At 68.9% G+C, this 23,672-nt stretch carries 24 protein-coding genes and 4 tRNA genes; 6 read left to right on the top strand and 22 right to left on the bottom strand.

Going from position 1 to position 23,672, the window contains the following annotated elements:
* Window positions 1–25: 25 nt before the first annotated feature.
* The 10 genes from rpoB to P1P70_RS08740 form a co-directional block, all read right to left on the bottom strand.
* The gene (gene rpoB, locus P1P70_RS08785; protein WP_319235958.1) at window positions 26–3,511 is read right to left on the bottom strand and encodes a DNA-directed RNA polymerase subunit beta; all 3,486 of its coding nucleotides are present in this window, start codon (window positions 3,509–3,511) and stop codon (window positions 26–28) included.
* A gap of 601 nt (window positions 3,512–4,112) precedes the next feature.
* Window positions 4,113–4,496 carry a 50S ribosomal protein L7/L12 gene (gene rplL, locus P1P70_RS08780; RefSeq protein WP_319235956.1) on the bottom strand — a complete coding sequence of 128 codons (384 nt, stop codon included), beginning with the start codon at window positions 4,494–4,496 and terminating at the stop codon, window positions 4,113–4,115.
* Between the two features lie 115 nt (window positions 4,497–4,611).
* Window positions 4,612–5,142, bottom strand: a complete 531-nt coding sequence (rplJ, locus tag P1P70_RS08775; RefSeq protein ID WP_319235954.1) for a 50S ribosomal protein L10 — start codon at window positions 5,140–5,142, stop codon at window positions 4,612–4,614.
* 295 nt (window positions 5,143–5,437) lie between these two features.
* The gene (locus P1P70_RS08770) at window positions 5,438–6,310 is read right to left on the bottom strand and encodes a hypothetical protein (RefSeq protein ID WP_319235952.1); all 873 of its coding nucleotides are present in this window, start codon (window positions 6,308–6,310) and stop codon (window positions 5,438–5,440) included.
* A 114-nt stretch (window positions 6,311–6,424) separates the two neighbouring features.
* Window positions 6,425–7,294, bottom strand: a complete 870-nt coding sequence (locus tag P1P70_RS08765) for a hypothetical protein (RefSeq protein ID WP_319235951.1) — start codon at window positions 7,292–7,294, stop codon at window positions 6,425–6,427.
* 205 nt (window positions 7,295–7,499) lie between these two features.
* Window positions 7,500–8,225: a 50S ribosomal protein L1 gene (gene rplA, locus P1P70_RS08760; protein ID WP_319235950.1), complete on the bottom strand. Its 726-nt coding sequence runs from the start codon at window positions 8,223–8,225 to the stop codon at window positions 7,500–7,502.
* Between the two features lie 109 nt (window positions 8,226–8,334).
* Window positions 8,335–8,769, bottom strand: coding sequence for a 50S ribosomal protein L11 (gene rplK / locus P1P70_RS08755; RefSeq protein WP_033528316.1), 435 nt, complete (start codon window positions 8,767–8,769; stop codon window positions 8,335–8,337).
* A 190-nt stretch (window positions 8,770–8,959) separates the two neighbouring features.
* Window positions 8,960–9,829 carry a transcription termination/antitermination protein NusG gene (gene nusG / locus P1P70_RS08750; RefSeq protein ID WP_319235948.1) on the bottom strand — a complete coding sequence of 290 codons (870 nt, stop codon included), beginning with the start codon at window positions 9,827–9,829 and terminating at the stop codon, window positions 8,960–8,962.
* A 76-nt stretch (window positions 9,830–9,905) separates the two neighbouring features.
* Window positions 9,906–10,193, bottom strand: a complete 288-nt coding sequence (secE, locus tag P1P70_RS08745; protein WP_033528314.1) for a preprotein translocase subunit SecE — start codon at window positions 10,191–10,193, stop codon at window positions 9,906–9,908.
* Window positions 10,194–10,307: 114 nt separating this feature from the next.
* Window positions 10,308–10,380 (bottom strand) — tRNA-Trp (locus P1P70_RS08740).
* 251 nt (window positions 10,381–10,631) lie between these two features.
* Here P1P70_RS08740 and P1P70_RS08735 point away from each other — a divergent pair.
* A complete protein-coding gene (locus P1P70_RS08735; protein ID WP_319235946.1) occupies window positions 10,632–11,858 on the top strand; it encodes a pyridoxal phosphate-dependent aminotransferase in 1,227 nt (408 codons plus the stop codon).
* A gap of 133 nt (window positions 11,859–11,991) precedes the next feature.
* A complete protein-coding gene (locus tag P1P70_RS08730) occupies window positions 11,992–13,044 on the top strand; it encodes an adenosine deaminase (RefSeq protein WP_319235944.1) in 1,053 nt (350 codons plus the stop codon).
* Between the two features lie 13 nt (window positions 13,045–13,057).
* On the opposite strand, the gene P1P70_RS08725 is transcribed toward P1P70_RS08730, so the two are convergent.
* The 6 genes from P1P70_RS08725 to P1P70_RS08700 all read right to left on the bottom strand — a co-directional run bounded on the left by P1P70_RS08725 (window position 13,058) and on the right by P1P70_RS08700 (window position 15,656).
* Window positions 13,058–14,113, bottom strand: coding sequence for a UDP-N-acetylmuramate dehydrogenase (locus P1P70_RS08725; protein ID WP_319235943.1), 1,056 nt, complete (start codon window positions 14,111–14,113; stop codon window positions 13,058–13,060).
* 74 nt (window positions 14,114–14,187) lie between these two features.
* Entirely contained in the window at window positions 14,188–14,616 is a 429-nt protein-coding gene (locus tag P1P70_RS08720; protein ID WP_045559434.1) for a MaoC family dehydratase, read from the bottom strand.
* A gap of 7 nt (window positions 14,617–14,623) precedes the next feature.
* Window positions 14,624–15,076 carry a MaoC family dehydratase N-terminal domain-containing protein gene (locus P1P70_RS08715; RefSeq protein ID WP_319235942.1) on the bottom strand — a complete coding sequence of 151 codons (453 nt, stop codon included), beginning with the start codon at window positions 15,074–15,076 and terminating at the stop codon, window positions 14,624–14,626.
* A 133-nt stretch (window positions 15,077–15,209) separates the two neighbouring features.
* The gene (gene rpmG, locus P1P70_RS08710) at window positions 15,210–15,374 is read right to left on the bottom strand and encodes a 50S ribosomal protein L33 (RefSeq protein ID WP_003948671.1); all 165 of its coding nucleotides are present in this window, start codon (window positions 15,372–15,374) and stop codon (window positions 15,210–15,212) included.
* 90 nt (window positions 15,375–15,464) lie between these two features.
* Window positions 15,465–15,537: transfer RNA gene (locus P1P70_RS08705), tRNA-Met, on the bottom strand.
* Between the two features lie 46 nt (window positions 15,538–15,583).
* Window positions 15,584–15,656: transfer RNA gene (locus tag P1P70_RS08700), tRNA-Thr, on the bottom strand.
* A gap of 337 nt (window positions 15,657–15,993) precedes the next feature.
* Here P1P70_RS08700 and P1P70_RS08695 point away from each other — a divergent pair.
* Window positions 15,994–17,262, top strand: coding sequence for an amidohydrolase family protein (locus tag P1P70_RS08695; RefSeq protein WP_319235940.1), 1,269 nt, complete (start codon window positions 15,994–15,996; stop codon window positions 17,260–17,262).
* Window positions 17,263–17,382: 120 nt separating this feature from the next.
* Here the strand turns inward: P1P70_RS08695 and P1P70_RS08690 are convergent, their stop codons facing one another.
* On the bottom strand, window positions 17,383–18,462 hold the full coding sequence (locus tag P1P70_RS08690; RefSeq protein WP_319235939.1) for a hypothetical protein: 1,080 nt from the start codon (window positions 18,460–18,462) through the stop codon (window positions 17,383–17,385).
* A 121-nt stretch (window positions 18,463–18,583) separates the two neighbouring features.
* Here P1P70_RS08690 and P1P70_RS08685 point away from each other — a divergent pair, with 121 nt between their 5' ends.
* On the top strand, window positions 18,584–19,240 hold the full coding sequence (locus P1P70_RS08685) for an SDR family oxidoreductase (protein ID WP_319235937.1): 657 nt from the start codon (window positions 18,584–18,586) through the stop codon (window positions 19,238–19,240).
* A gap of 48 nt (window positions 19,241–19,288) precedes the next feature.
* On the opposite strand, the gene P1P70_RS08680 is transcribed toward P1P70_RS08685, so the two are convergent.
* Both P1P70_RS08680 and P1P70_RS08675 read right to left on the bottom strand, forming a co-directional pair.
* Window positions 19,289–19,495: a hypothetical protein gene (locus tag P1P70_RS08680; RefSeq protein WP_319235934.1), complete on the bottom strand. Its 207-nt coding sequence runs from the start codon at window positions 19,493–19,495 to the stop codon at window positions 19,289–19,291.
* 123 nt (window positions 19,496–19,618) lie between these two features.
* Window positions 19,619–19,700 (bottom strand) — tRNA-Tyr (locus P1P70_RS08675).
* A 166-nt stretch (window positions 19,701–19,866) separates the two neighbouring features.
* Between P1P70_RS08675 and P1P70_RS08670 the strand changes: the two genes are divergently transcribed.
* Window positions 19,867–20,355: a YajQ family cyclic di-GMP-binding protein gene (locus P1P70_RS08670; RefSeq protein WP_215448505.1), complete on the top strand. Its 489-nt coding sequence runs from the start codon at window positions 19,867–19,869 to the stop codon at window positions 20,353–20,355.
* A 92-nt stretch (window positions 20,356–20,447) separates the two neighbouring features.
* On the opposite strand, the gene P1P70_RS08665 is transcribed toward P1P70_RS08670, so the two are convergent.
* On the bottom strand, window positions 20,448–20,714 hold the full coding sequence (locus tag P1P70_RS08665; RefSeq protein ID WP_319235932.1) for a GlsB/YeaQ/YmgE family stress response membrane protein: 267 nt from the start codon (window positions 20,712–20,714) through the stop codon (window positions 20,448–20,450).
* Between the two features lie 174 nt (window positions 20,715–20,888).
* On the opposite strand from P1P70_RS08665, the gene P1P70_RS08660 reads away from it, so the two are divergent.
* On the top strand, window positions 20,889–22,130 hold the full coding sequence (locus tag P1P70_RS08660; protein WP_319235928.1) for an APC family permease: 1,242 nt from the start codon (window positions 20,889–20,891) through the stop codon (window positions 22,128–22,130).
* A 25-nt stretch (window positions 22,131–22,155) separates the two neighbouring features.
* Here the strand turns inward: P1P70_RS08660 and P1P70_RS08655 are convergent, their stop codons facing one another.
* A complete protein-coding gene (locus P1P70_RS08655) occupies window positions 22,156–22,554 on the bottom strand; it encodes a YccF domain-containing protein (RefSeq protein ID WP_230219534.1) in 399 nt (132 codons plus the stop codon).
* Window positions 22,551–23,414 (bottom strand): zinc metalloprotease HtpX, encoded by an 864-nt coding sequence (gene htpX / locus P1P70_RS08650; RefSeq protein WP_316726313.1) that lies wholly within the window; start codon window positions 23,412–23,414, stop codon window positions 22,551–22,553. The genes P1P70_RS08655 and htpX overlap by 4 nt, the downstream gene beginning before the upstream one ends.
* Window positions 23,415–23,672: the final 258 nt, after the last annotated feature.

Below are 23,672 nucleotides of genomic sequence, written 5' to 3'. Positions count from 1 at the left end.
CATGGTGAAGGCCGCCGAACTCCCGTCAGACCTCTTCGACGCTGCTCGGCTCGCGCCGGGACAGGTCGATGCCAAGCTCCTCCGCAGCGCGGAAGACGTCCTCGTCGGTGTCGCGCATCTCGATGGACATGCCGTCCGAGGACAGCACCTCCACGTTGAGGCACAGGGACTGCATCTCCTTGATGAGCACCTTGAAGGACTCGGGGATGCCGGGCTCGGGAATGTTCTCGCCCTTGACGATGGCCTCGTAGACCTTCACGCGGCCGGTCACGTCGTCGGACTTGATGGTCAGCAGCTCCTGGAGGGCGTACGCGGCGCCGTAAGCCTCCAGCGCCCACACCTCCATCTCACCGAAGCGCTGGCCACCGAACTGGGCCTTACCACCCAGCGGCTGCTGGGTGATCATCGAGTACGGACCGGTCGACCGGGCGTGCAGCTTGTCGTCGACCAGGTGGTGGAGCTTCAGGATGTACATGTACCCGATCGAGATCGGGTCCGGGAACGGCTCACCGGAGCGGCCGTCGAACAGCCTCGCCTTACCGGTCGGCTGCACCATGCGCTCGCCGTCGCGGTTCGGGATGGTGTGCTGCAGCAGGCCGGCCAGCTCGTCCTCGCGGGCACCGTCGAAGACCGGGGTCGCGACGTTGGTGCCGGGGGCGACGGCGTCGGCGCCGATGACCTGCAGCCGCTTCGCCCAGTCCTCACCGAGGCCGGAGACGTCCCAGCCGCGGCTGGCGAGCCAGCCGAGGTGGATCTCCAGCACCTGTCCCGGGTTCATTCGGGACGGCACGCCGAGCGGGTTGAGGATGATGTCGACCGGGGTGCCGTCCTCCAGGAACGGCATGTCCTCGATCGGCAGGATCTTCGAGATGACGCCCTTGTTGCCGTGACGGCCGGCGAGCTTGTCACCGTCGGTGATCTTGCGCTTCTGCGCCACGTAGACACGAACCAGCTGGTTCACGCCCGGCGGCAGCTCGTCGCCCTCCTCGCGGTCGAAGACGCGGACGCCGATGACCTTGCCGATCTCGCCGTGCGGCACCTTCAGCGAGGTGTCACGGACCTCACGGGCCTTCTCACCGAAGATCGCGCGGAGCAGCCGCTCCTCCGGGGTCAGCTCGGTCTCACCCTTGGGCGTGACCTTGCCGACGAGGATGTCGCCGGCGACGACCTCGGCACCGATACGGATGATGCCGCGCTCGTCGAGGTCGGCGAGGACCTCCTCGGAGACGTTCGGGATGTCCCGGGTGATCTCCTCGGGGCCGAGCTTGGTGTCACGGGCGTCGACCTCGTGCTCCTCGATGTGGATCGAGGAGAGGACGTCGTCCTGCACGAGGCGCTGCGACAGGATGATCGCGTCCTCGTAGTTGTGACCCTCCCACGGCATGAACGCCACGAGCAGGTTCTTGCCGAGGGCCATCTCGCCGTTCTCGGTGGCCGGACCGTCGGCCAGGACCTGGCCCTCGATGATCCGGTCGCCCTCGTTGACGATGACCTTCTGGTTGACCGAGGTGCCCTGGTTGGAGCGGGCGAACTTGGCCAGGCGGTACGTGATGTACGTGCCGTCGTCGTTGGTGGTGGTGATGTAGTCCGCGGAGACCTCCTGGACCACACCCGCCTTCTCGGCCTTGACCACGTCGCCGGCGTCGACGGCGGAGCGGTACTCCATGCCGGTGCCGACGAGCGGGGACTCGCTCTTGATGAGCGGCACGGCCTGACGCATCATGTTCGCGCCCATGAGGGCACGGTTGGCGTCGTCGTGCTCCAGGAAGGGGATCATGGCGGTCGCGACCGACACCATCTGGCGCGGCGAGACGTCCATGTAGTCCACGTCGTCACCGGGGACGTAGTCGACCTCGCCGCCACGGCGGCGGACCAGGACGCGGTTCTCGGTGAAGCGCATGCCGTCGTCGAGCGTGGCGTTGGCCTGCGCGATGACGAAGCGGTCCTCCTCGTCGGCCGTCAGGTAGTCGACCTCGTCGGCGACGACACCGTCGGTGACCCGGCGGTACGGCGTCTCCACGAAACCGAACGCGTTGACGCGGCCGTAGGAGGCGAGCGAACCGATCAGACCGATGTTCGGGCCTTCGGGCGTCTCGATCGGACACATGCGCCCGTAGTGGGACGGGTGCACGTCACGGACCTCGAAGCCGGCCCGCTCACGGGACAGACCACCCGGACCAAGGGCCGACAGACGGCGCTTGTGGGTGAGACCCGACAGCGGGTTGTTCTGGTCCATGAACTGCGACAGCTGGCTGGTGCCGAAGAACTCCTTGATGGAGGCGACGACCGGCCGGATGTTGATCAGGGTCTGGGGCGTGATCGCCTCGACGTCCTGGGTCGTCATGCGCTCGCGGACGACACGCTCCATACGCGCCAGACCCGTACGGACCTGGTTCTGGATGAGCTCGCCGACGCTGCGCAGACGACGGTTGCCGAAGTGGTCGATGTCGTCGGTCTCGACGACGATCGTCTGGCCGTTGTCGGCGGCCGTCTCGGTCTCGCCCGCGTGCAGCTTCACCAGGTACTTGATCGTCGAGATGACGTCCTCGACGGTCAGGACGCCCGCGTCGAGCGGCGCCTCCGCACCCAGCTTCTTGTTGACCTTGTAGCGGCCGACCTTCGCGAGGTCGTAGCGCTTGGGGTTGAAGTACAGGTTCTCCAGCAGCGTCTGCGCGGCCTCGCGCGTGGGGGGCTCGCCCGGACGCAGCTTGCGGTAGATGTCGAGCAGCGCGTCGTCCTGCCCCTGGGTGTGGTCCTTCTCCAGGGTGGCGCGCATGGACTCGTACTCGCCGAACTCCTCCAGGATCTGCTCGGTGGTCCAGCCGAGTGCCTTGAGGAGGACGGTCACGGACTGCTTGCGCTTGCGGTCGATACGGACACCGACCATGTCGCGCTTGTCGATCTCCATCTCCAGCCAGGCACCCCGGGACGGGATGATCTTGGCGGAGAAGATGTCCTTGTCGGACGTCTTGTCGATGGAGGAGTCGAAGTAGACACCCGGCGAACGGACCAGCTGCGACACCACGACACGCTCGGTGCCGTTGATGACGAAGGTGCCCTTGTGGGTCATGAGCGGGAAGTCGCCCATGAAGACCGTCTGGGACTTGATCTCGCCGGTCTCGTTGTTGGTGAACTCGGCGGTGACGAAGAGCGGGGCCGCGTACGTGAAGTCGCGGTCCTTGCACTCGTCGATGCTGTTCTTCGGCGGCTCGAAACGGTGGTCGCGGAACGTCAGCGACATCGACCCGGAGAAGTCCTCGATCGGGGAGATCTCCTCGAAGATCTCCTCCAGACCGGACTTGGTGGGGACGTCCTGTCCGTTCTCCAGAGCCTCCTCGACCCGACTCTGCCAAGCGGTGTTGCCGAGCAGCCAGTCAAAGCTCTCGGTCTGCAGCGCGAGCAGGTTGGGAACCTCGAGAGGCTCCTTGATCTTTGCAAAAGAGATGCGCAGCGGGGCGGTGCTGGCGGCGGGGTTCGTATTCGCGGTCGAGGCGTTGCGCGAGGCGGCCAAGAGGGGGTCCTTCCGAGGGCTCGGACTCACTACGCGCGTACCGGCCCCCTCGACCGGGCGCGGAGATGGAAAGCCCCAGGTGAGGGACGTTCAATCGTCGGTGCTCGAGCGAGGGCATGCCCCTGGTGACGGGCAGGAGGCAGCTAACAGGCAGCGCAAAGGGTCAGTGTAGCCACTTGGCCCACTGATGTCCAGTGCGGGTTTACGGACCCTCGGAAACCCTCGTTGTTCCTCAACGCCTGCGGCAAGCCACGCCCTCGATGCACATCGATACTGCCCTCTTCGCCGTCGATCCATGCCTCGGAGTTCGGATCCGTGTGACGACGCGTCCTGAGAATTGCGCGCTGCGTGCAGTTCGTCAAGGCCCCCATGCCCGAACCAGATGCTGCGATCGTCACTCGCGGCCGGTCACCAGGGGTGCTCGGAGGCACGACGAAGATCACCATACTCGCCGCCACCGACAGTGCAAGGCAGCCGTCACTCGACGTCCCGGAACGCCGAAAGGCGACCACCCACATGGGTGATCGCCCTTCGGTACGTCCGCGTTACAGCCCCGAGGCCGGAGCCGCGCGCGAGCGGGTCCGCAGTGGACCCGTGGGCCTTACTTGACCTCGACGGAGGCGCCGGCGCCCTTGAGGGACTCGGCGGCCTTCTCGGCGGCGTCCTTGGCGACCTTCTCGAGAACGGGCTTCGGGGCGCCGTCCACGAGGTCCTTGGCCTCCTTCAGGCCCAGGGAGGTCAGCTCACGCACGACCTTGATGACCTGGATCTTCTTGTCGCCGGCACCGGTGAGGATGACGTCGAACTCGTCCTGCTCCTCAGCGGCCTCGGCCGGGGCGCCGGGGACGGCGGGGCCGGCAACGGCGACGGCCGCGGCGGCGGTGACGTCGAACTTCTCCTCGAACGCCTTCACGAACTCGGAGAGCTCGATGAGGGTCATCTCCTCGAACTGCGCGAGCAGGTCTTCCTGGCTGAGCTTCGCCATGATGGGCGATCCTTCCACTAATTTCGGCAGGTGCCGGATGTATCGAAACGGCGGGCGTACTTACGGCCCGCTACGACCCGCGCCTCAGGCGGCGTGGATCAATGCGCGAGCCGAATTACTCGGCACCGCCCTGCTCGTCCTGCTTGGCGCGAAGAGCGTCCACGGTGCGGACGAGCTTCGAGGGAAGCGCCTGGAAGAGCTGAGCAGCCTGGGACTGCTTGCCCTTGAAGGCACCCGCCAGCTTGGAGAGCAGAACCTCGCGGGACTCGAGGTCCGCAAGCTTCTTGATCTCGTCGGCGGACAGCGCCTTGCCGTCAAGGACACCGCCCTTGATGACGAGGTTCGGGTTGTCCTTGGCGAAGTCACGAAGACCCTTCGCCGACGTCACCGGGTCACCGGTGATGAAGGCAACCGCCGTCGGACCGTTGAACAGGTCGTCGAGCGTCGAGATCCCGGCCTCGTTGGCCGCGATCTTGGTCAGCGTGTTCTTCACCACGGCGTACTGGGCGTCTTCACCGAGCGAACGACGCAGCGTCTTGAGCTGCGCCACGGTGAGACCCCGGTACTCGGTCAGCACGGCGGCGTTCGAGCTACGGAACTGCTCCGTGAGCTCGGCCACCGCGGCAGCCTTGTCGGGCCTTGCCATAGAGCGTCGGCCTCCTTCCGGGTGATGAGGACCGCTCAGAAGGGGCCATGAACAAACGAAACGCCCCGGCGCAGGCGCACGGGGCGTAGCTCGACCGGACGAATTCCGTACGATCACGGAACCGGACCAGGAGCAACTTCCACAGTCACCTGCGCGGGTCGTCCGCGGTTCAGCGGATCCTTCGGCCACCGCGCCCTCTCGCGAGCACACGGCAACGACCAGCGGTCTTTGGCTTCTCCGGAAGGTTAGATGACACACGACGTGTCAAGCAAATCCGCTCCCTGAGGGGCGGCACTCAGCCCTCTCCCGCCCCGTCCACCCGCTCGGCGAGGTCGACGGTGTCCTCGGCCGACGGGGTCTCGACGGTCACCGGCCGGTCGAGGTCCAGAAGGGTGACGGTCAGGTCGAGCGGGCCCGTGTCGACCATCCGCCCGTCCTTCAGGGTCTGGGTCTCCCCCCGCAGCCGGTACCGCTTGGCCCGGCCGTCGTCGTCGACCCACAGGTCCATGGTGAGCGTCTCCTCGATGTCCAGCATCATGAACTGGTCGAGGCTGGTCGTCCGCAGCTCCCGGGTCGCCTTGTCGGGGGCGGCTGCCTGGGCGGCCCTCAGGCTCTTCATGGTGACCGTTCCCCGGTAGTGCGTGGTCCCGCTCCCGTCGACCGTCCCGGTACCGACCTCGCGGACCTTCTTCGCGCCGGTCAGGAGTGTGGACTGCGCGAGAGGGCTCGCCTCCAACGCGGTGGGCAGTACGCGGTACGTGTTGTTCTCCGCGCCGCCACGCCCCCACACGGCCGGCCCGACGCTGAACCACTCCTTGTCCGCCGGGGCGCCGATGGCGGCCGGGTCCCCCTCGGCGTAGAGCACCCCGTCGGCGAACCGCACGTCCACGGGCTTGCCCTCGCTCGCGCCCAGCCCGGTCACATCCATGCGCATCGCGGTCGGCCGTGCGGTCATCGCCGCCTCGACCCGCATCTTCCCGTGCTCCGGCAGGGTGCCGGTCACCCGGTACCGCAGCGACGCGACCTCCGTGGTCCGCTCGGCGGCCCGGGCCACGGCCTCGGCGGGTGTCCTCGGTTTCGCCTCTGCCGCGGCCTCCGTGCCGCAGGCGGTGGCGCCGCCGAGCAGCGCGGCCACGACGGTGATCCCGACCGCTCTGCGGCGATGCACGGAGCGTACGGAGCCGTGCGCGGCAAACCTCATGTGTCCCCCTGTCACCTCACGTCCCACCTGTGTGGGACGGCTGGGACACTAGCGCCGTCCGGTCGTGTCTGTCCCGCGAATTCAGCTCGTCGGCAGGGAGCTCATCAGGTCCTTGTAGTCGACCGCCTCGGCGGCCGGCGGCTCCTCGGTGGAGACGTCGACGCCGTAGTCGCTGTAGTGGACCGTGGAGTTCACCGTGCCGTTCGCGGTGTCGGCCTTCTCGACCTTCTTGACCAGCAGGTCGTCGTCGTCGATCCAGAGGTCGATGTCGACGGTGGTGATGCCGGACGCCTTCAGCTGCTGCTCCAGTTCGGCCCGCATCTCCTCGCCGAGGTTCGCGTTCCGCTCCTGGAGGTCGGCGACGTCCACGGTGCCGGCGTAGTGCGTGGTCCGCTCCCCTCGGACGTCCTCCTCACCGATCTCCTCGACGTCGCCGGAGGCCAGCAGGAGCCGTACGGACTGGTTCGGGGTGACGCTCTTGAAGTGCTCCTGCACATAGGCGCCGGAGGCCCCTCCGATCATCTCGTCCATGTCCTCGTACGCGTAGCGGATCCACCGCTTGCCGCCGTACTGCCCGGCGAACAGGTCGCCCATGTCCGCGTAGTAGGCGTCGGGCAGATAGCGGGCCTCGGTCGAGGTGATGCCGAGGGAGCGCATCTGCTCGGCCGCCTGGCCGCCGGTGTACGTGATGGTCATGGTGCCGTCGAGGCCGTCGGCCCAGTCGACCTCGCCGTCCGCCTCGATGGACATCAGCTCGCCCAGGTCGCCGGTGGACTCGATCCTCGACGAGTCGGCGTCACGGGTGGAGGAGTCCGCGAGCTTCAGCGCCGCGAACGGATCGCCCCCGCCGTCCTCGTCCGAGTCCGGGGAGCCGCAGGCCACCACCCCCGTCAGCGCGGCCACCACCGCGAACGACACTGCCGTACGGCGACATGTGGTCGTCCTGGTCATCCGTCCCCACCCCCAGGGAGATTCACCGTGCTCCGCACACCAGGGCAACACATGCGCGCGCGTATGCCCACCCGTACGCCGGAAAGACCCCGCGATGACCGCGCAGGGCCCCTGTGCCGCAAAGGGACGAGCCCCGCACCTCGGAAGGTGCGGGGCTCGTCCTCGGGCCGTGCGTCCGCGACGCGGCTGCCGGTGAGCGTCAGGCTCAGACGGCGGCCGGGTCCTCCTCGACGAGGAGGTTGCGGGTGCGGTTGGAGTCGATCGGAATGCCGGGGCCGATCGTGGTGCTGATCGCGGCCTTCTTGATGTAGCGACCCTTGGCGGCCGACGGCTTCAGACGGAGGATCTCCTCCAGCGCCGCGGCGTAGTTCTCCACCAGCTTGGTGTCGTCGAAGGACGTCTTGCCGATGATGAAGTGCAGGTTCGAGTGCTTGTCGACGCGGAACTCGATCTTGCCGCCCTTGATGTCGTTGACGGCCTTCACGACGTCCGGGGTCACGGTGCCGGTCTTGGGGTTCGGCATGAGACCACGGGGACCGAGCACGCGGCCGAGGCGGCCGACCTTGCCCATGAGGTCCGGGGTGGCGACGACGGCGTCGAAGTCCAGACGGCCCTTCGCCACCTCGTCGATCAGTTCGTCGGAGCCGACGATGTCGGCGCCGGCGGCGGTCGCGGCCTCGGCACGGTCACCGGTCGCGAAGACCAGGACCCGGGCGGTCTTACCGGTGCCGTGCGGGAGGTTCACGGTGCCACGAACCATCTGGTCGGCCTTGCGCGGGTCGACACCCAGACGGAAGGCGACCTCGACGGTGCCGTCGAACTTGGACGTGGAGGTCTCCTTGGCGAGACGGACGGCCTCGAGCGGGGCGTAGAACTTGTCCCGGTCGACCTTGGCGTCCGCAGCGCGGAGAGCCTTGCTGCGCTTGCTCACAACTGCTCCTGTGTGTTCTGAAAGGAGTCGTGGTGTACGGGCCGAGCAGGCCCTACCACGTGCGGCTGCCCCTGCTCAGGGCAGCTGCATGGTTCTACGAAGGTGGGGTTCAGCCCTCGACCGTGACGCCCATGGAACGCGCGGTACCGGCGATGATCTTCGCGGCGGCGTCCAGGTCGTTGGCGTTGAGGTCGGGCATCTTCGTCGTGGCGATCTCGCGGACCTGCGCCTCGGTGATCTTGGCGACCTTGGTCTTGTGCGGCTCGCCGGAGCCCTTCTCGATACCCGCGGCCTTGAGGATCATCTTGGCGGCCGGGGGCGTCTTGGTGACGAAGGTGAAGGAGCGGTCCTCGTAGACCGTGATCTCCACCGGGATGACCCACCCGCGCTGCGACTCGGTCGCGGCGTTGTAGGCCTTGCAGAACTCCATGATGTTGACGCCGTGCTGACCGAGCGCGGGGCCGACCGGCGGAGCCGGGTTGGCCGCGCCGGCCTGGATCTGGAGCTTGATGAGCCCCGTGACCTTCTTCTTCTTGGGAGGCATTACTCTCCGGGTCCTTTCGGTTCGAGTGCGCCCTCATCCGGTTCGCGGCCAGATGAAGGCATACCGCACAACGATAGCGGGTATAGATGCGCGGCCAAAAACCGAGCAGGTCAGACAAGCTGCGAACAGCTCGCCTGACCTGGTCGGAAGCGTGGGTTGCGGCGCTCCGATGAACTCAGTCCTTCAGGACTCAGTTCTTCTGGATCTGGTCGAACGACAGCTCGACCGGGGTCTCGCGGCCGAAGATCTCCACGAGGCCCTTGACCTTCTTCGAGTCCGCGTTGATCTCGTTGATGGTCGCCTGCAGCGTGGCGAACGGGCCGTCCGTGACGGTGACCGAGTCGCCGACCTCGAAGTCCAGCACCTGGACCTCGACCTTGCGGGCGGGCGCCGGCTTGCCCTCGGCCTCGGCGGCCTCACGGGCGGCCTTCTCCTCGGCCTCCGGCGCGAGCATCTTGACGATCTCGTCCAGGGTCAGCGGGTACGGGTCGTAGGCGTTGCCCACGAAGCCGGTGACGCCGGGGGTGTTGCGGACGACGCCCCAGGACTCGTTCGTCAGGTCCATGCGGACGAGAACGTATCCGGGCAGCTTGTTCTGGCGGATCGTCTTGCGCTCGCCGTTCTTGATCTGCGCGACCTCTTCCTGCGGCACCTCGGCCTGGAAGATGAAGTCCTCGACGTTGAGCGAGACGGCACGCTGTTCGAGGTTGGTCTTCACGCGGTTCTCGTAACCGGCGTAGGTGTGGATGACGTACCACTCGCCGGGCAGGCTGCGCAGTTCCTCACGGAGGGCCTCGACGGGGTCGACCGGCTCGGTCTCCTCCTCGACGGCCTCGTCGGCCGCCTCGTCCTCGTCCTCGTCGGCATCCGCGTCGTCGGAGTCGTCCTCGACGTGCAGGGCCTCTTCCTCGGCCGGCTCCCCCGCCTCGGCCTCGGCAGCCTCGAACTCGTCGACGTCGTCCTCGGAGTCCGCGCCCTCGACGATGTCGAGTTCGTCGTCCACGGACTCGGCACCTTCACCGCGAGGCTCCATGGCGTCCTTCAGGTTCGGGTCAGACACGTGGCTGCTTCTTCCTGGATCATGGGGGTGGAACACGCGAAAGGGGCGCCAGGTAACGGCGCCCTTCGCTCTCGGCTCAGCCGAAGACGTACTTGGCGGCCTTGTCGAGGCCGAAGTCAATCACAGTAACGAGACCGATCATGATGACGACGAAGACGATGACCACCGTCGTGTAGGTCGTCAGCTGGGAACGGGTCGGCCAGACGACCTTCCGCAGCTCCGCGACGATCTGGCGGTAGAAGAGCGCGAGGCGCTTCAGCGGGCCCTTCTTGGCGCGCTTGCCGCCCTTGCGGGTCTTCTTCTTGTCCTCGGGCACCTCGTCCTGGGCATCAGGCGTGTCGATGGAGCCCACGGCGTCCGTCATTCATCCTCACCTGATTCCGGTCCGGGTCGTGGCCGTGCCGCGCCCGGTCTGAGCCGCACGGCGGAACATTGCTGTACGTACATGCGCACACATCCTGGCGTGAGGAGTGTGTAGCAGGGCCGGAGGGACTTGAACCCCCAACCGCTGGTTTTGGAGACCAGTGCTCTACCAATTGAGCTACGACCCTTTGCGGTTCTCCCCCAACGTACCGCATCCGACCGAGTGCACGGTGTGCACCTGGAGAGCGCGGCCGGTGAAGGCCAACGAGGAGAGAGCATACGTGGTCCGAGGCCTGTCGTCGAACAGAAAGCGTCCGCAGGGGCGTTGTTCGACGAAGATCGACTGTTTCCGGCCGCGGATACGGACGGTTGTTCCGTGGCTGTTCAGTCTGTGAAACCCGCGTGCCCGGCGCGTTTCCTGTCTGGAACGATGGGGTCCATGAGCGCTGCAACCCCTCCCACCGAGCGCCGGGTCTCCGCGCGCATCGGCGCGATCTCCGAGTCCGCCACCCTCGCCGTGGACGCCAAGGCCAAGGCCCTCAAGGCCGCCGGGCGCCCGGTGATCGGCTTCGGCGCCGGTGAGCCCGACTTCCCGACCCCGGACTACATCGTCGAGGCGGCCGTCGAGGCCTGCAAGAACCCGAAGTACCACCGCTACACGCCGGCCGGTGGTCTGCCCGAGCTGAAGGCGGCGATCGCCGCGAAGACCCTGCGTGACTCCGGTTACGAGGTCGACGCGTCGCAGGTCCTCGTCACCAACGGCGGAAAGCAGGCCATCTACGAGGCGTTCGCCGCGATCCTCGACCCGGGCGACGAGGTCATCGTCCCGGCGCCGTACTGGACGACGTACCCGGAGTCGATCCGTCTAGCCGGCGGTGTCCCGGTCGAGGTCGTCGCCGACGAGACCACGGGCTACCGGGTCTCCGTCGAGCAGTTGGAGGCGGCCCGAACGGAGAACACGAAGGTTCTGCTCTTCGTCTCCCCCTCCAACCCGACCGGCGCGGTCTACACGCGCGCGCAGGTGGAGGAGATCGGCCGCTGGGCCGCCGAGAAGGGCCTGTGGGTCCTGACCGACGAGATCTACGAGCACCTGGTCTACGGGGACGCCGAGTTCCACTCGTTGCCGGTGGTCGTGCCCGAGCTGGCCGACAAGACGATCGTGGTCAACGGTGTCGCGAAGACATACGCGATGACCGGCTGGCGCGTGGGGTGGGTCATCGGCCCGAAGGACGTCGTGAAGGCCGCGACCAACCTCCAGTCGCACGCCACGTCGAACGTCTCCAACGTGGCCCAGGTCGCCGCGCTGGCCGCCGTCTCGGGTGACCTCTCGGCCGTGGAGAAGATGAAGGAGGCCTTCGACCGGCGCCGCAAGACGATCGTGCGGATGCTCAACGAGATCGACGGTGTGTTCTGCCCGGAGCCCGAGGGCGCGTTCTACGCCTACCCGTCGGTGAAGGAGCTGATCGGCAAGGAGATCCGCGGCAAGCGCCCCCAGGACACGGTCGAGCTGGCCGCGCTGATCCTGGAGGAGGCCGAGGTCGCGGTCGTGCCCGGCGAGGCCTTCGGCACCCCCGGCTATCTGCGTCTGTCGTACGCCCTGGGTGACGAGGATCTCGTCGAGGGCGTCTCCCGCGTACAGAAGCTGCTGGCGGAGGCGACGGACTGAGGTCCGTGTGCCGTTCCCCCAGGTGGGCCCCGTCTACGGATTTCCGTAGACGGGGCCCATTCGCTTGTGCGAGCAAGACCACGTTCGAGGATTCCGCTACCGGGACGGTGTGGGCGTGCGGCAGGATCGGGCGATGGAGCGTGTACGTGATCTCTCTGAACTGCCCAAGGCCCATCTTCATCTGCACTTCACCGGGTCGATGCGGCCCACGACCGTGCTGGAGCTCGCCGACAAGTACGGGGTCCGGCTGCCCGACGCGCTGACGGAGGCGCTGACCAGCGGGGAACCGCCGAGACTGCGGGCTACGGACGAGCGCGGATGGTTCCGGTTCCAGCGGCTGTACGACGCGGCGCGCTCGTGCGTCAGAGAGCCCGACGACATCCAGCGGCTGGTGCGGGAGGCCGCGGAGGAGGACGTGCGGGACGGTTCGGGCTGGCTGGAGATCCAGGTGGACCCGACGTCGTACGCGCCCCGGCTGGGCGGGCTGATCCCGGCGCTGGAGGTCATCCTGGACGCGGTCGACACGACGGCGCGGGAGACCGGGCTCGGGATGCGGGTGCTGGTGGCGGCGAACCGGATGAAGCACCCGCTGGACGCGCGCACGCTGGCCCGGCTGGCGGTGCGGTACGCGGACCGGGGTGTGGTCGGGTTCGGGCTCTCCAACGACGAACGCCGGGGCATGGCGCGGGACTTCGACCGGGCGTTCGCGATCGCCCGTGAGGGGGGCCTGCTGTCCGCGCCGCACGGCGGTGAGCTGACCGGGCCGTCGTCGGTGCGGGACTGCCTGGACGACCTGCACGCCTCCCGGATCGGGCACGGGGTGCGCGCGGCGGAGGATCCGCGGCTGCTGCAGCGGCTCGCGGACCGCCAGATCACCTGCGAGGTCTGCCCGGCCTCGAACGTCGCGCTCGGTGTCTACGAGAAACACGGGGACGTCCCGCTACGGACGCTGTTCGAGGCCGGTGTGCCGCTGGCGCTCGGCGCGGACGACCCGCTGCTGTTCGGCTCGCGCCTCGCGGCCCAGTACGAGATCGCCCGCCACCACCACAACTTCACGGACGCGGAGTTGGCGGAGCTGGCCCGGCAGTCGATCCGGGCGTCGGCGGCCCCGGAGCTGGAGCGGAACAAGCTGCTGTCCGGGGTGGACGACTGGCTCGCCAGCCCGGCCGGGTCCGACGCAGCCTAGAGGCCGGCTCGTCCTAGAGGCTGACGCCGACAGTCACCGGCTCGTTGACCAGGGTGATCCCGAAGGCCGCCCGGACTCCGGTGACGACCTCGCGGGCCAGGGCGAGCAGGTCCTCGGTGGTGGCGGTGCCCCGGTTGGTGAGGGCCAGGGTGTGCTTCGTGGAGATCCGGGCGGGGCCGGTGCCGTAGCCCTTGGTGAAGCCCGCCTTGTCGATCAGCCAGGCGGCGGAGGTCTTGGTGTGGCCGTCGCCGGCGGGGTACGCGGGCGGGGTGACGTCGTCCCCGAGGCGCTCGCGCACGCGCGCGTGGAACGCGGCGAACTGCTTGTCGGTGAGGATCGGGTTGGTGAAGAACGATCCGGCGGACCAGGTGTCGTGGTCCTCGGGATCGAGCACCATGCCCTTCCCCGCGCGCAGCTTCAGCACGGTCTCGCGGGCGTCGGCGAGGGGTACCCGGTCGCCGGGTTCCACGCCGAGCGTGCGGGCCGTCTCCGCGTACTTGATCGGTCCCGACAGGCCGCCCGCGTCCTCCAGTTCGAACCGGACGCGCAGGACGACGTACCGCTCGGGCTCGTCCTTGAAGCGGCTGTGGCGGTACGAGAAGGCGCACTCGGTGTTGGGGACGGTGACCGTCTCGCGGGTGCGGCGGTCGTAGGCGACGACCTCGGTGACGGTGGAGGCGACCTCCTGGCCGTACGCGCCGACGTTCTGGATCGGGGTGGCGCCGGCGGAGCCGGGGATGCCGGCCAGGCACTCGATCCCGGCGAGCCCGGCCTCGACGGTCCGGGCGACCGCGTCGGTCCACACCTCGCCGGCGGCCAGCTCCAGCCGTGTCCCGTCGAGCGTGAAGCCCTTCGTGGCGATGACCAGCGCGGTTCCGGCGAAGCCCTGGTCCCCGATCACCAGGTTGGAGCCGCCGCCGATGAGCAGCAGCGGCGTACCGGTGTCGTCGGCCTCGCGGACGGCGGCGACGACCTCGTCGTCGGTGGTCGCGGTGATCAGCCGTCGCGCGGGCCCGCCCAGCCGGAAGGTGGTCAGCGGGGCGAGGGGGGCGTCGTGGAGTTCCTGCACGGGCTCAAGAGTACGAGACCCCCGCACCCGGGAGGGGCGGGGGACCGTGGGGTGCGGCTGGGCCGCGGGGGCCGTCAGGCCAGTCGTACGACCGCCCGGGACATGCCGAGGACCTTCAGGCCGCCGCTCATGGCCGTGAGGTCGACGCGGACCGTGTTGTCGTCGAGCTTGGCGCCGACCTTGGCGCTGACCTCGATGGTGGCGCCCTCGTCGTCGTTGGGGACGACGACGGGCTTGGTGAAGCGGACGCCGTACTCGACGACCGCGCCCGGGTCGCCGGTCCAGTCGGTCACGACACGGATCGCCTCGGCCATGGTGAACATGCCGTGCGCGATGACGTCCGGGAGGCCGACCTCCTTGGCGAACTTCTCGTTCCAGTGGATGGGGTTGAAGTCACCGGAGGCACCCGCGTATCGGACGAGGGTGGCGCGGGTCACGTCGAAGGACTGGGCGGGCAGTTCGGTTCCGACCTCGACGTCGTCGTAGGAGATCTTCGCGGTCATCGGGTTCTCACGCCTCCTCGGCCGCGCGGGCCACGAGCTTGGTCCAGGCGGTCACGACGTGTTCGCCGGACTCGTGGTGGACCTCGCCACGGATCTCCAGGACGTCGTTGCCCGCCAGGGACTTGATCGACTCGATGGTCGAGGTGACGGTGAGGCGGTCACCGGCGCGCACCGGGCGCTTGTGGGCGAACTTCTGGTCGCCGTGCACCACCCGGCTGTAGTCGAGGCCCAACTGGGGGTCCTGGACGACCTGTCCCGCGGCCTTGAAGGTGATCGAGAACACGAAGGTCGGCGGGGCGATCACATCGGCGTACCCGAGCGCCTTGGCCGCCTCGGGGTCCGTGTAGACGGGGTTGGCGTCCCCCACGGCCTCCGCGAACTCGCGGATCTTCTCCCGGCCGACCTCGTAGGGGTCGGTGGGCGGGTAGGTACGCCCCACGAAGGACTGGTCGAGCGCCATGGGCTCGGCACCTCCTGGTTGCTGCGGATACGGCGGTACTGCCGGCACCGGCGGGTACTGGCCGGTACTGGTCGATGTAACGACGCGAGGCCGCCCCCGATCACTCGGGGGCGGCCTCGTGTACGAGCCTGATTTATCGCGTTTCGCGGTGCGCGGTGTGCGCGTTGCAACGCGGGCAGTGCTTCTTCATCTCCAGTCGGTCCGGGTTGTTACGCCGGTTCTTCTTGGTGATGTAGTTCCGCTCCTTGCACTCCACGCAGGCCAGCGTGATCTTCGGGCGGACGTCGGTGGCAGCCACGTGAGTGCTCCTTGACGAACGGATGGGATTGGTTTAACGCAAGAAAGAGTAGCCGATCGAAGGACCGACCCCGCAATCGGCTACTGTCAGTAGCGGTGACCGGACTTGAACCGGTGACACAGCGATTATGAGCCGCTTGCTCTACCGACTGAGCTACACCGCTGTGATGCGATCGGATCCCGCCTCGCGACGGGAACCTTTCACACCAGAGCCCCAATACGGAATCGAACCGTAGACCTTCTCCTTACCATGGAGACGCTCTACCGACTGAGCTATTGGGGCGAGCGATGAAGACATTACACGTCCCACCGCCGATCGCCCAAATCCGTTTCCCGGCCCGCATCCATGGGCCGTCCAAGCGCCGCCCACGGGTCGTCCACGGAGCTTCCCGGAGCCGCCGGGAGCCGCCGCCCGTCCCGTTTCCGCAGGCCGCACGAGCCTCACGCACACCACCGTTCCCGGCTCCCCCAACGGTCCCTCTGCCGTCTCCCTGCTGTCTCCCTCCCGTCTCCCGGCAGGTGAACCGCACCGGTACGACTATTGCGCTCCTCCGCGACGACGGCGGGCGGCCCGCCTAGGCTCGACTCACTCTGCGTGATCTTGTAGCCCCAGGAGCGCGATGCCCGACAGCCAGCCGCAGCCGTCCTTCTCCTCCTCCGGCCCGCCCTCGGGCCCGGACGAGGCCGGCGCGCTGCTGCTGTGCGGGGCGCGACTGACCGACGGCCGGGTGGTGGACGTCCGGCTGGGCGGCGGACGGATCGAGGCGGTCGGCACGGCGGGCAGTCTGAGCCCCGGGCCCGCCGTGTCCGGGGCGTCCGCCACCCGGGTGGACCTCGGCGGCCATCTGCTCCTGCCGGCCCCCGTCGAGCCGCACGCGCACGGCGACACGGTCCTGTCGGCCGACTTCGAGGGGCCCGTCCCGTACGACGACCTGGACGTCCAGCGGCGGGCCACCGAGGCCGCGCTGCTGCAACTCGGGCACGGCGCCACGGCGTTGCGCTCACACGTCCACGTGGGCGGTGTGCAGGGGCTGGGTGCGCTGGCGGCGGTGCACGCCGCGCGGCAGGCGCTGCGCGGCCTCGTCGAGGTGACGACGGTGGCGATGCCCCGGGTGTTGACCGGGGTGGCCGGGGCGGACGGGCTCGCGATCCTGCGGGACGCGGTGAAGATGGGTGCCTCGGTGGTCGGCGGCTGTCCGGACCTGGACCCCGATCCCACCGGGTACGTGGAGGCGGTCCTGGAGATCGCCTCCGAGCACGACTGCCCGGTCGACCTGCACACGGACGGCGACGATCCGGCCCGGCTCGCGCGGCTCGCGGCCATGGCGGGCGGCCTGCGGCCCGGCGTGACGCTCGGCCCGTGCGGCGGTCTGGCCCGCCTCCCGTCCCAGGCCGCCGCCCGCGCCGCCGACCAGCTCGCCGCGGCCGGCGTGACCGTGGTCTGCCTCCCCCAGGGCGGCTGCGGCACGGTGGACCGCCGGGGCACGGCGCCCGTACGGCTGCTGCGCGCCGCCGGCGTGCGCGTCGCGGCGGGCAGCGGGGCACTGCGGGACATGTCGAACCCCGTCGGCCGCGGGGACCCCCTGGAGGCGGCGTACCTGCTGGCCTCCCGGTACGGGCTGCGGCCCGAGGAGGCGTACGACACCGTCAGCGGGGCCGCGCGGGCCGCCCTGGGGCTGCCCGAGGTGCGCGTCGAGGCCGGTTTCCCCGCCGAACTGCTCGCCGTGCGGGGTGCGCGGCTCGCGGGGGTCCTGTCCCTGGCGTACAGCCGAATCGTCGTGCACCGGGGGCGCGTGGTGGCGCGCACCAGCGCGGTGCGCGAGTACTGCGGCTCGGCGACGAGCGCAGTGCTGGACCTGCCTCGGCAGGGGCGGGGGGAGCCGTCCTGAGGGGTGCCTCAGCGCGGCGAGGGAGGCGTCTTGAGAGCTGCAGCGGCACGCGCGCGTAGGGCGTTTTCGTGCTTCACGCGCGCGTGCCAGGCCCGAGCGAACGGGCGCCTCACTGCCCGGTCAGACGGGGAACATCCCGCTGCCGAACGGGCCGCCGAACTCCTCGACCGGGATCTCGGAAGCGCCCTTGGGGGCACTGATGTCGCCGGCCTTGCCGAAGGTGAGGACGAGGGGGGCCTTGGCTCCCTTCGCGTCCTCGGCGAGGACCGCGAGGTCGGTCTCGATGCGGGTGAGGTCGCCGTTCTTGAGGGTGAAGTCGACCGCGACCTTCTTGTTCGGGGCGTCCTTCACGTCCTCGCCCGTGGGAAGTTCGGCACCCGGCGGCAGGTCGCCCTTGATGGGCTGGAGCTTGTCGAGGATGCCGGTGAGCAGGTCGCGGAAGTTGGCCTTGGCGGTGATGACCTCGGTGCCGTCCTGGCCGTTCTTGGTCTTGAAGTCGACCTCGCGGGCGACGACTCCGCGGACGGCGTCGAGGATCTTCTTCTGGGTCTTGGCGTCGAGTTCGTCGGAGCCGCCCGAGCCGGAGCCGGCCCCCGCGTCCTCCTGCAGGTCGGCCGTGTTGACCTTGACCCAGTCGCCTTCCAGGAGCGGCCCCATGTGCTGCTCGCTCTCCGGGAGTTCGTCGAGCTCGTCGGCCGTCGGGAAGGGCATGCCCATCGCGTCGCCCATGGCCTGCATGTCGGCGCGGTAGTACGTGTAGTCGCCGACGAGCCGGTACTCGGCGAACACACCCTCCTCGCCCGAGAACTTCATGCCCATGCCGGCGATGTCCTTCTCACCGGACTCGGCCAGCGGCTTCTTCGACCTGACCGACACATCGACGCGCAGTCCGGTGAAGAACTCCGCCATCTCCGGCGGCGCTTCCTCGCTGTCCTCGCCCATCAGCGCGACGAGGTCGTCCGGGTCGGCGTCGAGCCGCATACCGAAGGCCAGCGACTTCTGCTCGCCCAGCTGTTCGACGGCGCTGTCGATCTTCTGGCCGGCGGTCAGGTTCTGCACGGTTCCACAGGCGGCCACCGTGACCAGCAGGGCCGCGGCGCAGCCGACCCCGGTGAAGGCCCGGCGGGCCACGGGCGCCCCCGCGACGGATGCGCGCTTCATGGACGTACGTACGACGGTCGTGGGCATGGCGTTACGCATGACGGTGATGGGTCCCCCCGTGAATTCCTGCGCTCGCCGTTACGGCGAACATGGTTGAGACACTCGGGACAGCCGGATGGTTGCGCGGCAAACGCGTCCGGTCGGGCGTACGGTCGGAAACATGCGCATTGTCATCGCTGGAGGTCATGGTCAGATCGCGCTGCGGCTGGAGCGGTTGCTCGCTGCGCGCGGTAACGAGGTCGCGGGGATCATCCGCCGCGCCGAACACGGGGACGATCTGCGCGCGGCCGGTGCCGAACCGGTGCTGTGCGATCTGGAGTCGGCGTCGGTGGAGGAGGTCGCCGCGCACCTGCAGGGCGCGGACGCGGCCGTGTTCGCGGCGGGCGCGGGTCCGGGCAGTGGGACGGCACGCAAGGACACGGTCGACCGCGGGGCGGCGGTCCTGTTCGCGGACGCCGCGGTACGGACGGGAGTACGACGTCACCTGGTCGTCTCGTCCATGGGGGCGGATCCGGAGCACGAGGGGGACGACGTCTTCGACGTGTACCAGCGGGCGAAGGGCCAGGCCGACGCCTATGTGCGTGGCCTGGACGCGCTGGACTGGACGATCCTGCGGCCCGGCATGCTGACCGACGACGCCGGCACGGGCCTCGTACGGCTGGAGGCGTCCACCGGACGCGGTCCCATCCCCCGCGACGACGTGGCCGCGACGCTCGTCGAACTCCTCGACACGCCCGCGACCGCCGGCCTGACCCTGGAGCTGATCAGCGGTTCGACGCCGGTGTCGGTGGCGGTGAAGTCGGTGGCGGGCAACTGAAGGGGCGGGAGCGGGGCGCCTCGGCCGGGATCTGACGGGCCCCTCGGGTCAGAACAGGGGCAGCTGACCGGGAAACCCGGGGACGACGAAACCGTCGAGCGCGGGCTGGGCCGCCCCGATCTGGGCCGGCCTGCGCGACCCGGGGCACGACACGAGGTCCCCGCTCGCCCCCGGCGGGTCGTGCCGCGCGAACCGCCCCGCGACGACGGCGATCTCACGACGGCACTCGGGGCAGTTCCTGCGACGTGATGACATGCAGTCAGTGTGCCTGGCGACCGAGGGCCCTGACCGGATCCGCGCTCGCACCCGCACCCGCACCCGCACACGAAGAAACCCCTCCCGACTGCTCTCACAGTCCGGAAGGGGCTTCCCTCCACGTGGCGGCGCCAGGATTCGAACCTGGGTAGGCATAGCCGACGGATTTACAGTCCGTTCCCATTGGCCACTCGGGCACACCGCCTGGGATTCGTCGTCCTTCGAACCGCTTTTCGGCGGTGCTCCGTGGCGACGTCGTAAACGATACCTGATGCTCGGGGGTGCTTCGCCACCTGATTGATCAGTGCGCGCGGGGACGGGGTGGCTAGGCTTGTCGCCTCCCGTTACACCGATACAAGGAGCCACAGGACATGGCCGACTCCAGTTTCGACATCGTCTCGAAGGTCGAGCGGCAGGAGGTCGACAACGCCCTCAACCAGGCCGCCAAGGAGATCTCCCAGCGCTACGACTTCAAGGGCGTCGGCGCCTCGATCTCGTGGTCCGGCGAGAAGATCCTCATGGAGGCGAACTCCGAGGACCGGGTGAAGGCCATCCTCGACGTCTTCCAGTCCAAGCTGATCAAGCGCGGGATCTCCCTGAAGTCGCTGGACGCGGGTGAGCCCCAGCTGTCCGGCAAGGAGTACAAGATCTTCGCGTCGATCGAGGAGGGCATCTCCCAGGAGAACGCCAAGAAGGTGGCGAAGATCATTCGCGACGAGGGTCCCAAGGGCGTCAAGGCCCAGGTCCAGGGTGACGAGCTCCGCGTCAGCTCCAAGAGCCGCGACGACCTCCAGGCCGTGATCGCCCTGCTCAAGGGCAAGGACTTCGACTTCGCGGTGCAGTTCGTCAACTACCGGTGACGAGCGGTAGGTAGAGCCCGTACGACGAGGGGTGGGCACCACGGTCGTTGCCGTGGCGCCCACCCCTCGTGTGCGTTGCGTGGTGCTCGCGGTCAGCGGCGGGAGTGGCCGAACAGGATGCGGTAGGCGATCAGCAGGACCAGGGAACCGCCGATCGCGGCCGCCCAGGTGGCGCCGTCGTAGAAGTTCTCGGAGATCGGGTGGTCCATCCAGCGGGCGGAGATCCAGCCGCCGATGAAGGCGCCCGCGACGCCGATGAGGGTCGTGCCGATGAAGCCGCCCGGGTCGCGGCCCGGCAGCAGGAACTTGGCGATGGCTCCGGCCAACAGCCCCAAGACGATCCAGCCGATGATGCTCATGCCGTGCACCTGCCCTTTCGTGCCGTACCCGTGCGGTACCCGTGCTGTGTTTCCCCCCACAGCGGCCGTGTGCCCGGCCGTGCCTGTCGTGTCTGTCCTGTCTGTCTGCCCTTGTTGTCCGGGAGGACGTCTGCGTGACATCGGCCGGTTGCGCTGATCAGTAGGGTGCGGCACATGACACAAGCCGGATCGGGCGCTGGGCTGCGCCGCACGCTCGGCGTCGGGGACGCGGTGGTCGTCGGGCTCGGGGCGATGGTCGGCGCGGGGATCTTCGCGGCGCTGGGACCGGCGGCGCGCGCCGCCGGGTCGGGGCTGTTGCTCGGACTCGGGATCGCGGCGGTCGTCGCGTACTGCAACGCGATGTCGTCGGCGCGGCTGGCGGCCGTGTATCCGGCGTCGGGCGGCACCTATGTGTACGGGCGTGAGCGGCTCGGGGAGTTCTGGGGGTATCTGGCCGGCTGGGCGTTCGTCGTCGGCAAGACGGCCTCGTGCGCGGCGATGGCGCTGACCGTGGGGGCGTACGTGTGGCCGGGGCAGGCGCACGCCGTCGCGGTGGCGGCCGTGGTGGCGCTGACTGCCGTGAACTACGGCGGCGTGCAGAAGTCTGCCTGGCTGACGCGGGCGATCGTGGCGGTCGTGCTGGCGGTCCTCGCCGCCGTGGTGGTCGTGTGCCTGGGGTCCGGCGAGGCCGACGCCGGGCGGCTGGACATCGGGGCGTCGGGGGGCGTGGGCGGGGTGTTGCAGGCGGCCGGGCTGCTGTTCTTCGCGTTCGCCGGGTACGCGCGGATCGCGACCCTGGGTGAGGAGGTGCGGGATCCGGCGCGCACCATCCCACGCGCGATCCCGCTCGCGCTCGGGATCGCGCTGGTCGTGTACCTGGCTGTGGCGGTCGCCGCGCTCGCCGTGCTGGGGTCCGGTGGGCTGGGGGCGGCCTCGGCTCCGCTGGCCGACGCCGTACGGGCGGCCGGGGTGCCCGGGATGGTGCCCGTGGTGCGGGTGGGGGCCGCCGTGGCCGCGCTCGGGTCGCTGCTGGCGCTGATCCTGGGTGTCTCCCGCACGACCCTCGCGATGGCCCGGGACCGGCACCTGCCCGGGGCGCTCGCCGCCGTGCACCCCCGTTTTCAGGTGCCGCACCGGGCCGAGCTGGCCGTCGGTGCCGTGGTCGCCGTCCTGGCGGCCACGGTCGACGTGCGGGGCGCGATCGGGTTCTCGTCCTTCGGGGTCCTCGCGTACTACGCGGTCGCCAACGCGTCCGCCTGGACGCTGAGTTCGGCGCCCGTCGCCCGGGTGGTGCCGGTGGTCGGGCTCGTCGGGTGCGCCGTCCTGGCGTTCTCGCTGCCCGCGTCGTCGGTGGGCGTGGGCGCGGCCGTACTGGGCGTGGGGGCGGCCGTGTACGCCGTACGGCGGCGCCGCTGAGGCGTGCGTACGGCCGCCCGACGCGCTACCAGCGCTGCTGGGCGAAGGGCTGGTCGGAGCGGACGATCTCGCGGCCCAGGGGCATCAGCGAGACCGGGACGAGCTTGAAGTTGGCGATGCCGAAGGGGATGCCGATGATCGTGACGCACAGGACGAGTCCGGTGAAAATGTGGGTCAGCGCCAGCCACCAGCCCGCCAGGAGCAGCCACAGGATGTTGCCCAGGCAGGAGGGCGCGCCCGCGTCACGGCGCTCGACGGCGCTGTACCCGAACGGCCACAGGGCGTAGATCCCGATGCGGAACGACGCGATGCCGAACGGGATGCCGATGATCGTGATGCACAGAAGCAATCCCGCGAACAGATAGCCGAGGAAGAGCCAGAAGCCGCTGAGGATCAGCCAGATGATGTTCAGTACGGTCTTCACTGCGGGGGACCTGCCATCTTCTCGAGTCGGGCGATGCGTTCCGCCATCGGCGGGTGTGTCGAGAACATCTTGGAGAATCCCCGGCCCGGCCGGAAGGGGTTCGCGATCATCATGTGGCTCGCGGTCTCGATCCGGGGCTCGGGGGGCAGCGGAAGCTGCTTCGTACCCGTTTCCAGTTTGCGAAGGGCACTGGCGAGAGCAAGTGGATCACCGGTGAGCTGGGCGCCGGAGGCGTCCGCCTCGTACTCGCGGGAGCGGCTGATCGCGAGCTGGATGAGGGACGCGGCGAGCGGGCCCAGGATCATGATCAGCAGCATGCCGAGGAGGCCGGGGCCGTCGTCGTCGTCCGAGCGGCCGATGGGGATCAGCCAGGCGAAGTTCACCAGGAACATGATCACGGAGGCGAGGGCGCCGGCTACCGACGAGATGAGGATGTCGCGGTTGTAGACGTGGCTCAGCTCATGGCCGATGACACCGCGCAGCTCGCGCTCGTCGAGCAGGCGGAGGATGCCGTCGGTGCAGCACACGGCCGCGTTGCGCGGGTTGCGGCCGGTCGCGAAGGCGTTCGGGGCGTCCGTCGGGGAGATGTACAGGCGCGGCATCGGCTGGCGTGCCTGCATGGAGAGCTCGCGGACCATGCGGTAGAGCGCCGGGGCCTCGAACTCGCTGACCGGGCGCGCGCGCATCGCGCGTAGAGCCAGCTTGTCGCTGTTCCAGTAGGCGTACGCGTTCGTGCCGAGGGCGACGACGACCGCGATGATCAGGCCCGTACGGCCGAAGAGGCTTCCGATGACGATGATGAGTGCGGACAGTCCCCCGAGGAGTACGGCGGTCCTGAGCCCGTTGTGCCGGCGGTGCACGGTACGCCCTCCAGGTCGTGCGGCAGGGGAACCCTTTGCTCGCTGTAGCTGTTGACTCCACTTCTCAGTGGACCCTCCCGTACTGGTCAACGCCAGGCGGGGAGCGCGAGTTCCCTGGTGCTGTCTACTAGAGACAGGCGACGCGGCCGATGGACGAGCGGGTGTCAGTGTCGGTCGGACCAGTGTACTGAATACAAGGAAACAGACAACAGAAAGAGAGAAGAATGAGACCCAAACAGAGAAGATGAAGAAAGATAA

This window comes from Streptomyces sp. MB09-02B (assembly GCF_033794485.1).
Lineage (GTDB): Bacteria > Actinomycetota > Actinomycetes > Streptomycetales > Streptomycetaceae > Streptomyces.
This window is presented reverse-complemented; position numbering and strand designations above follow the sequence as displayed.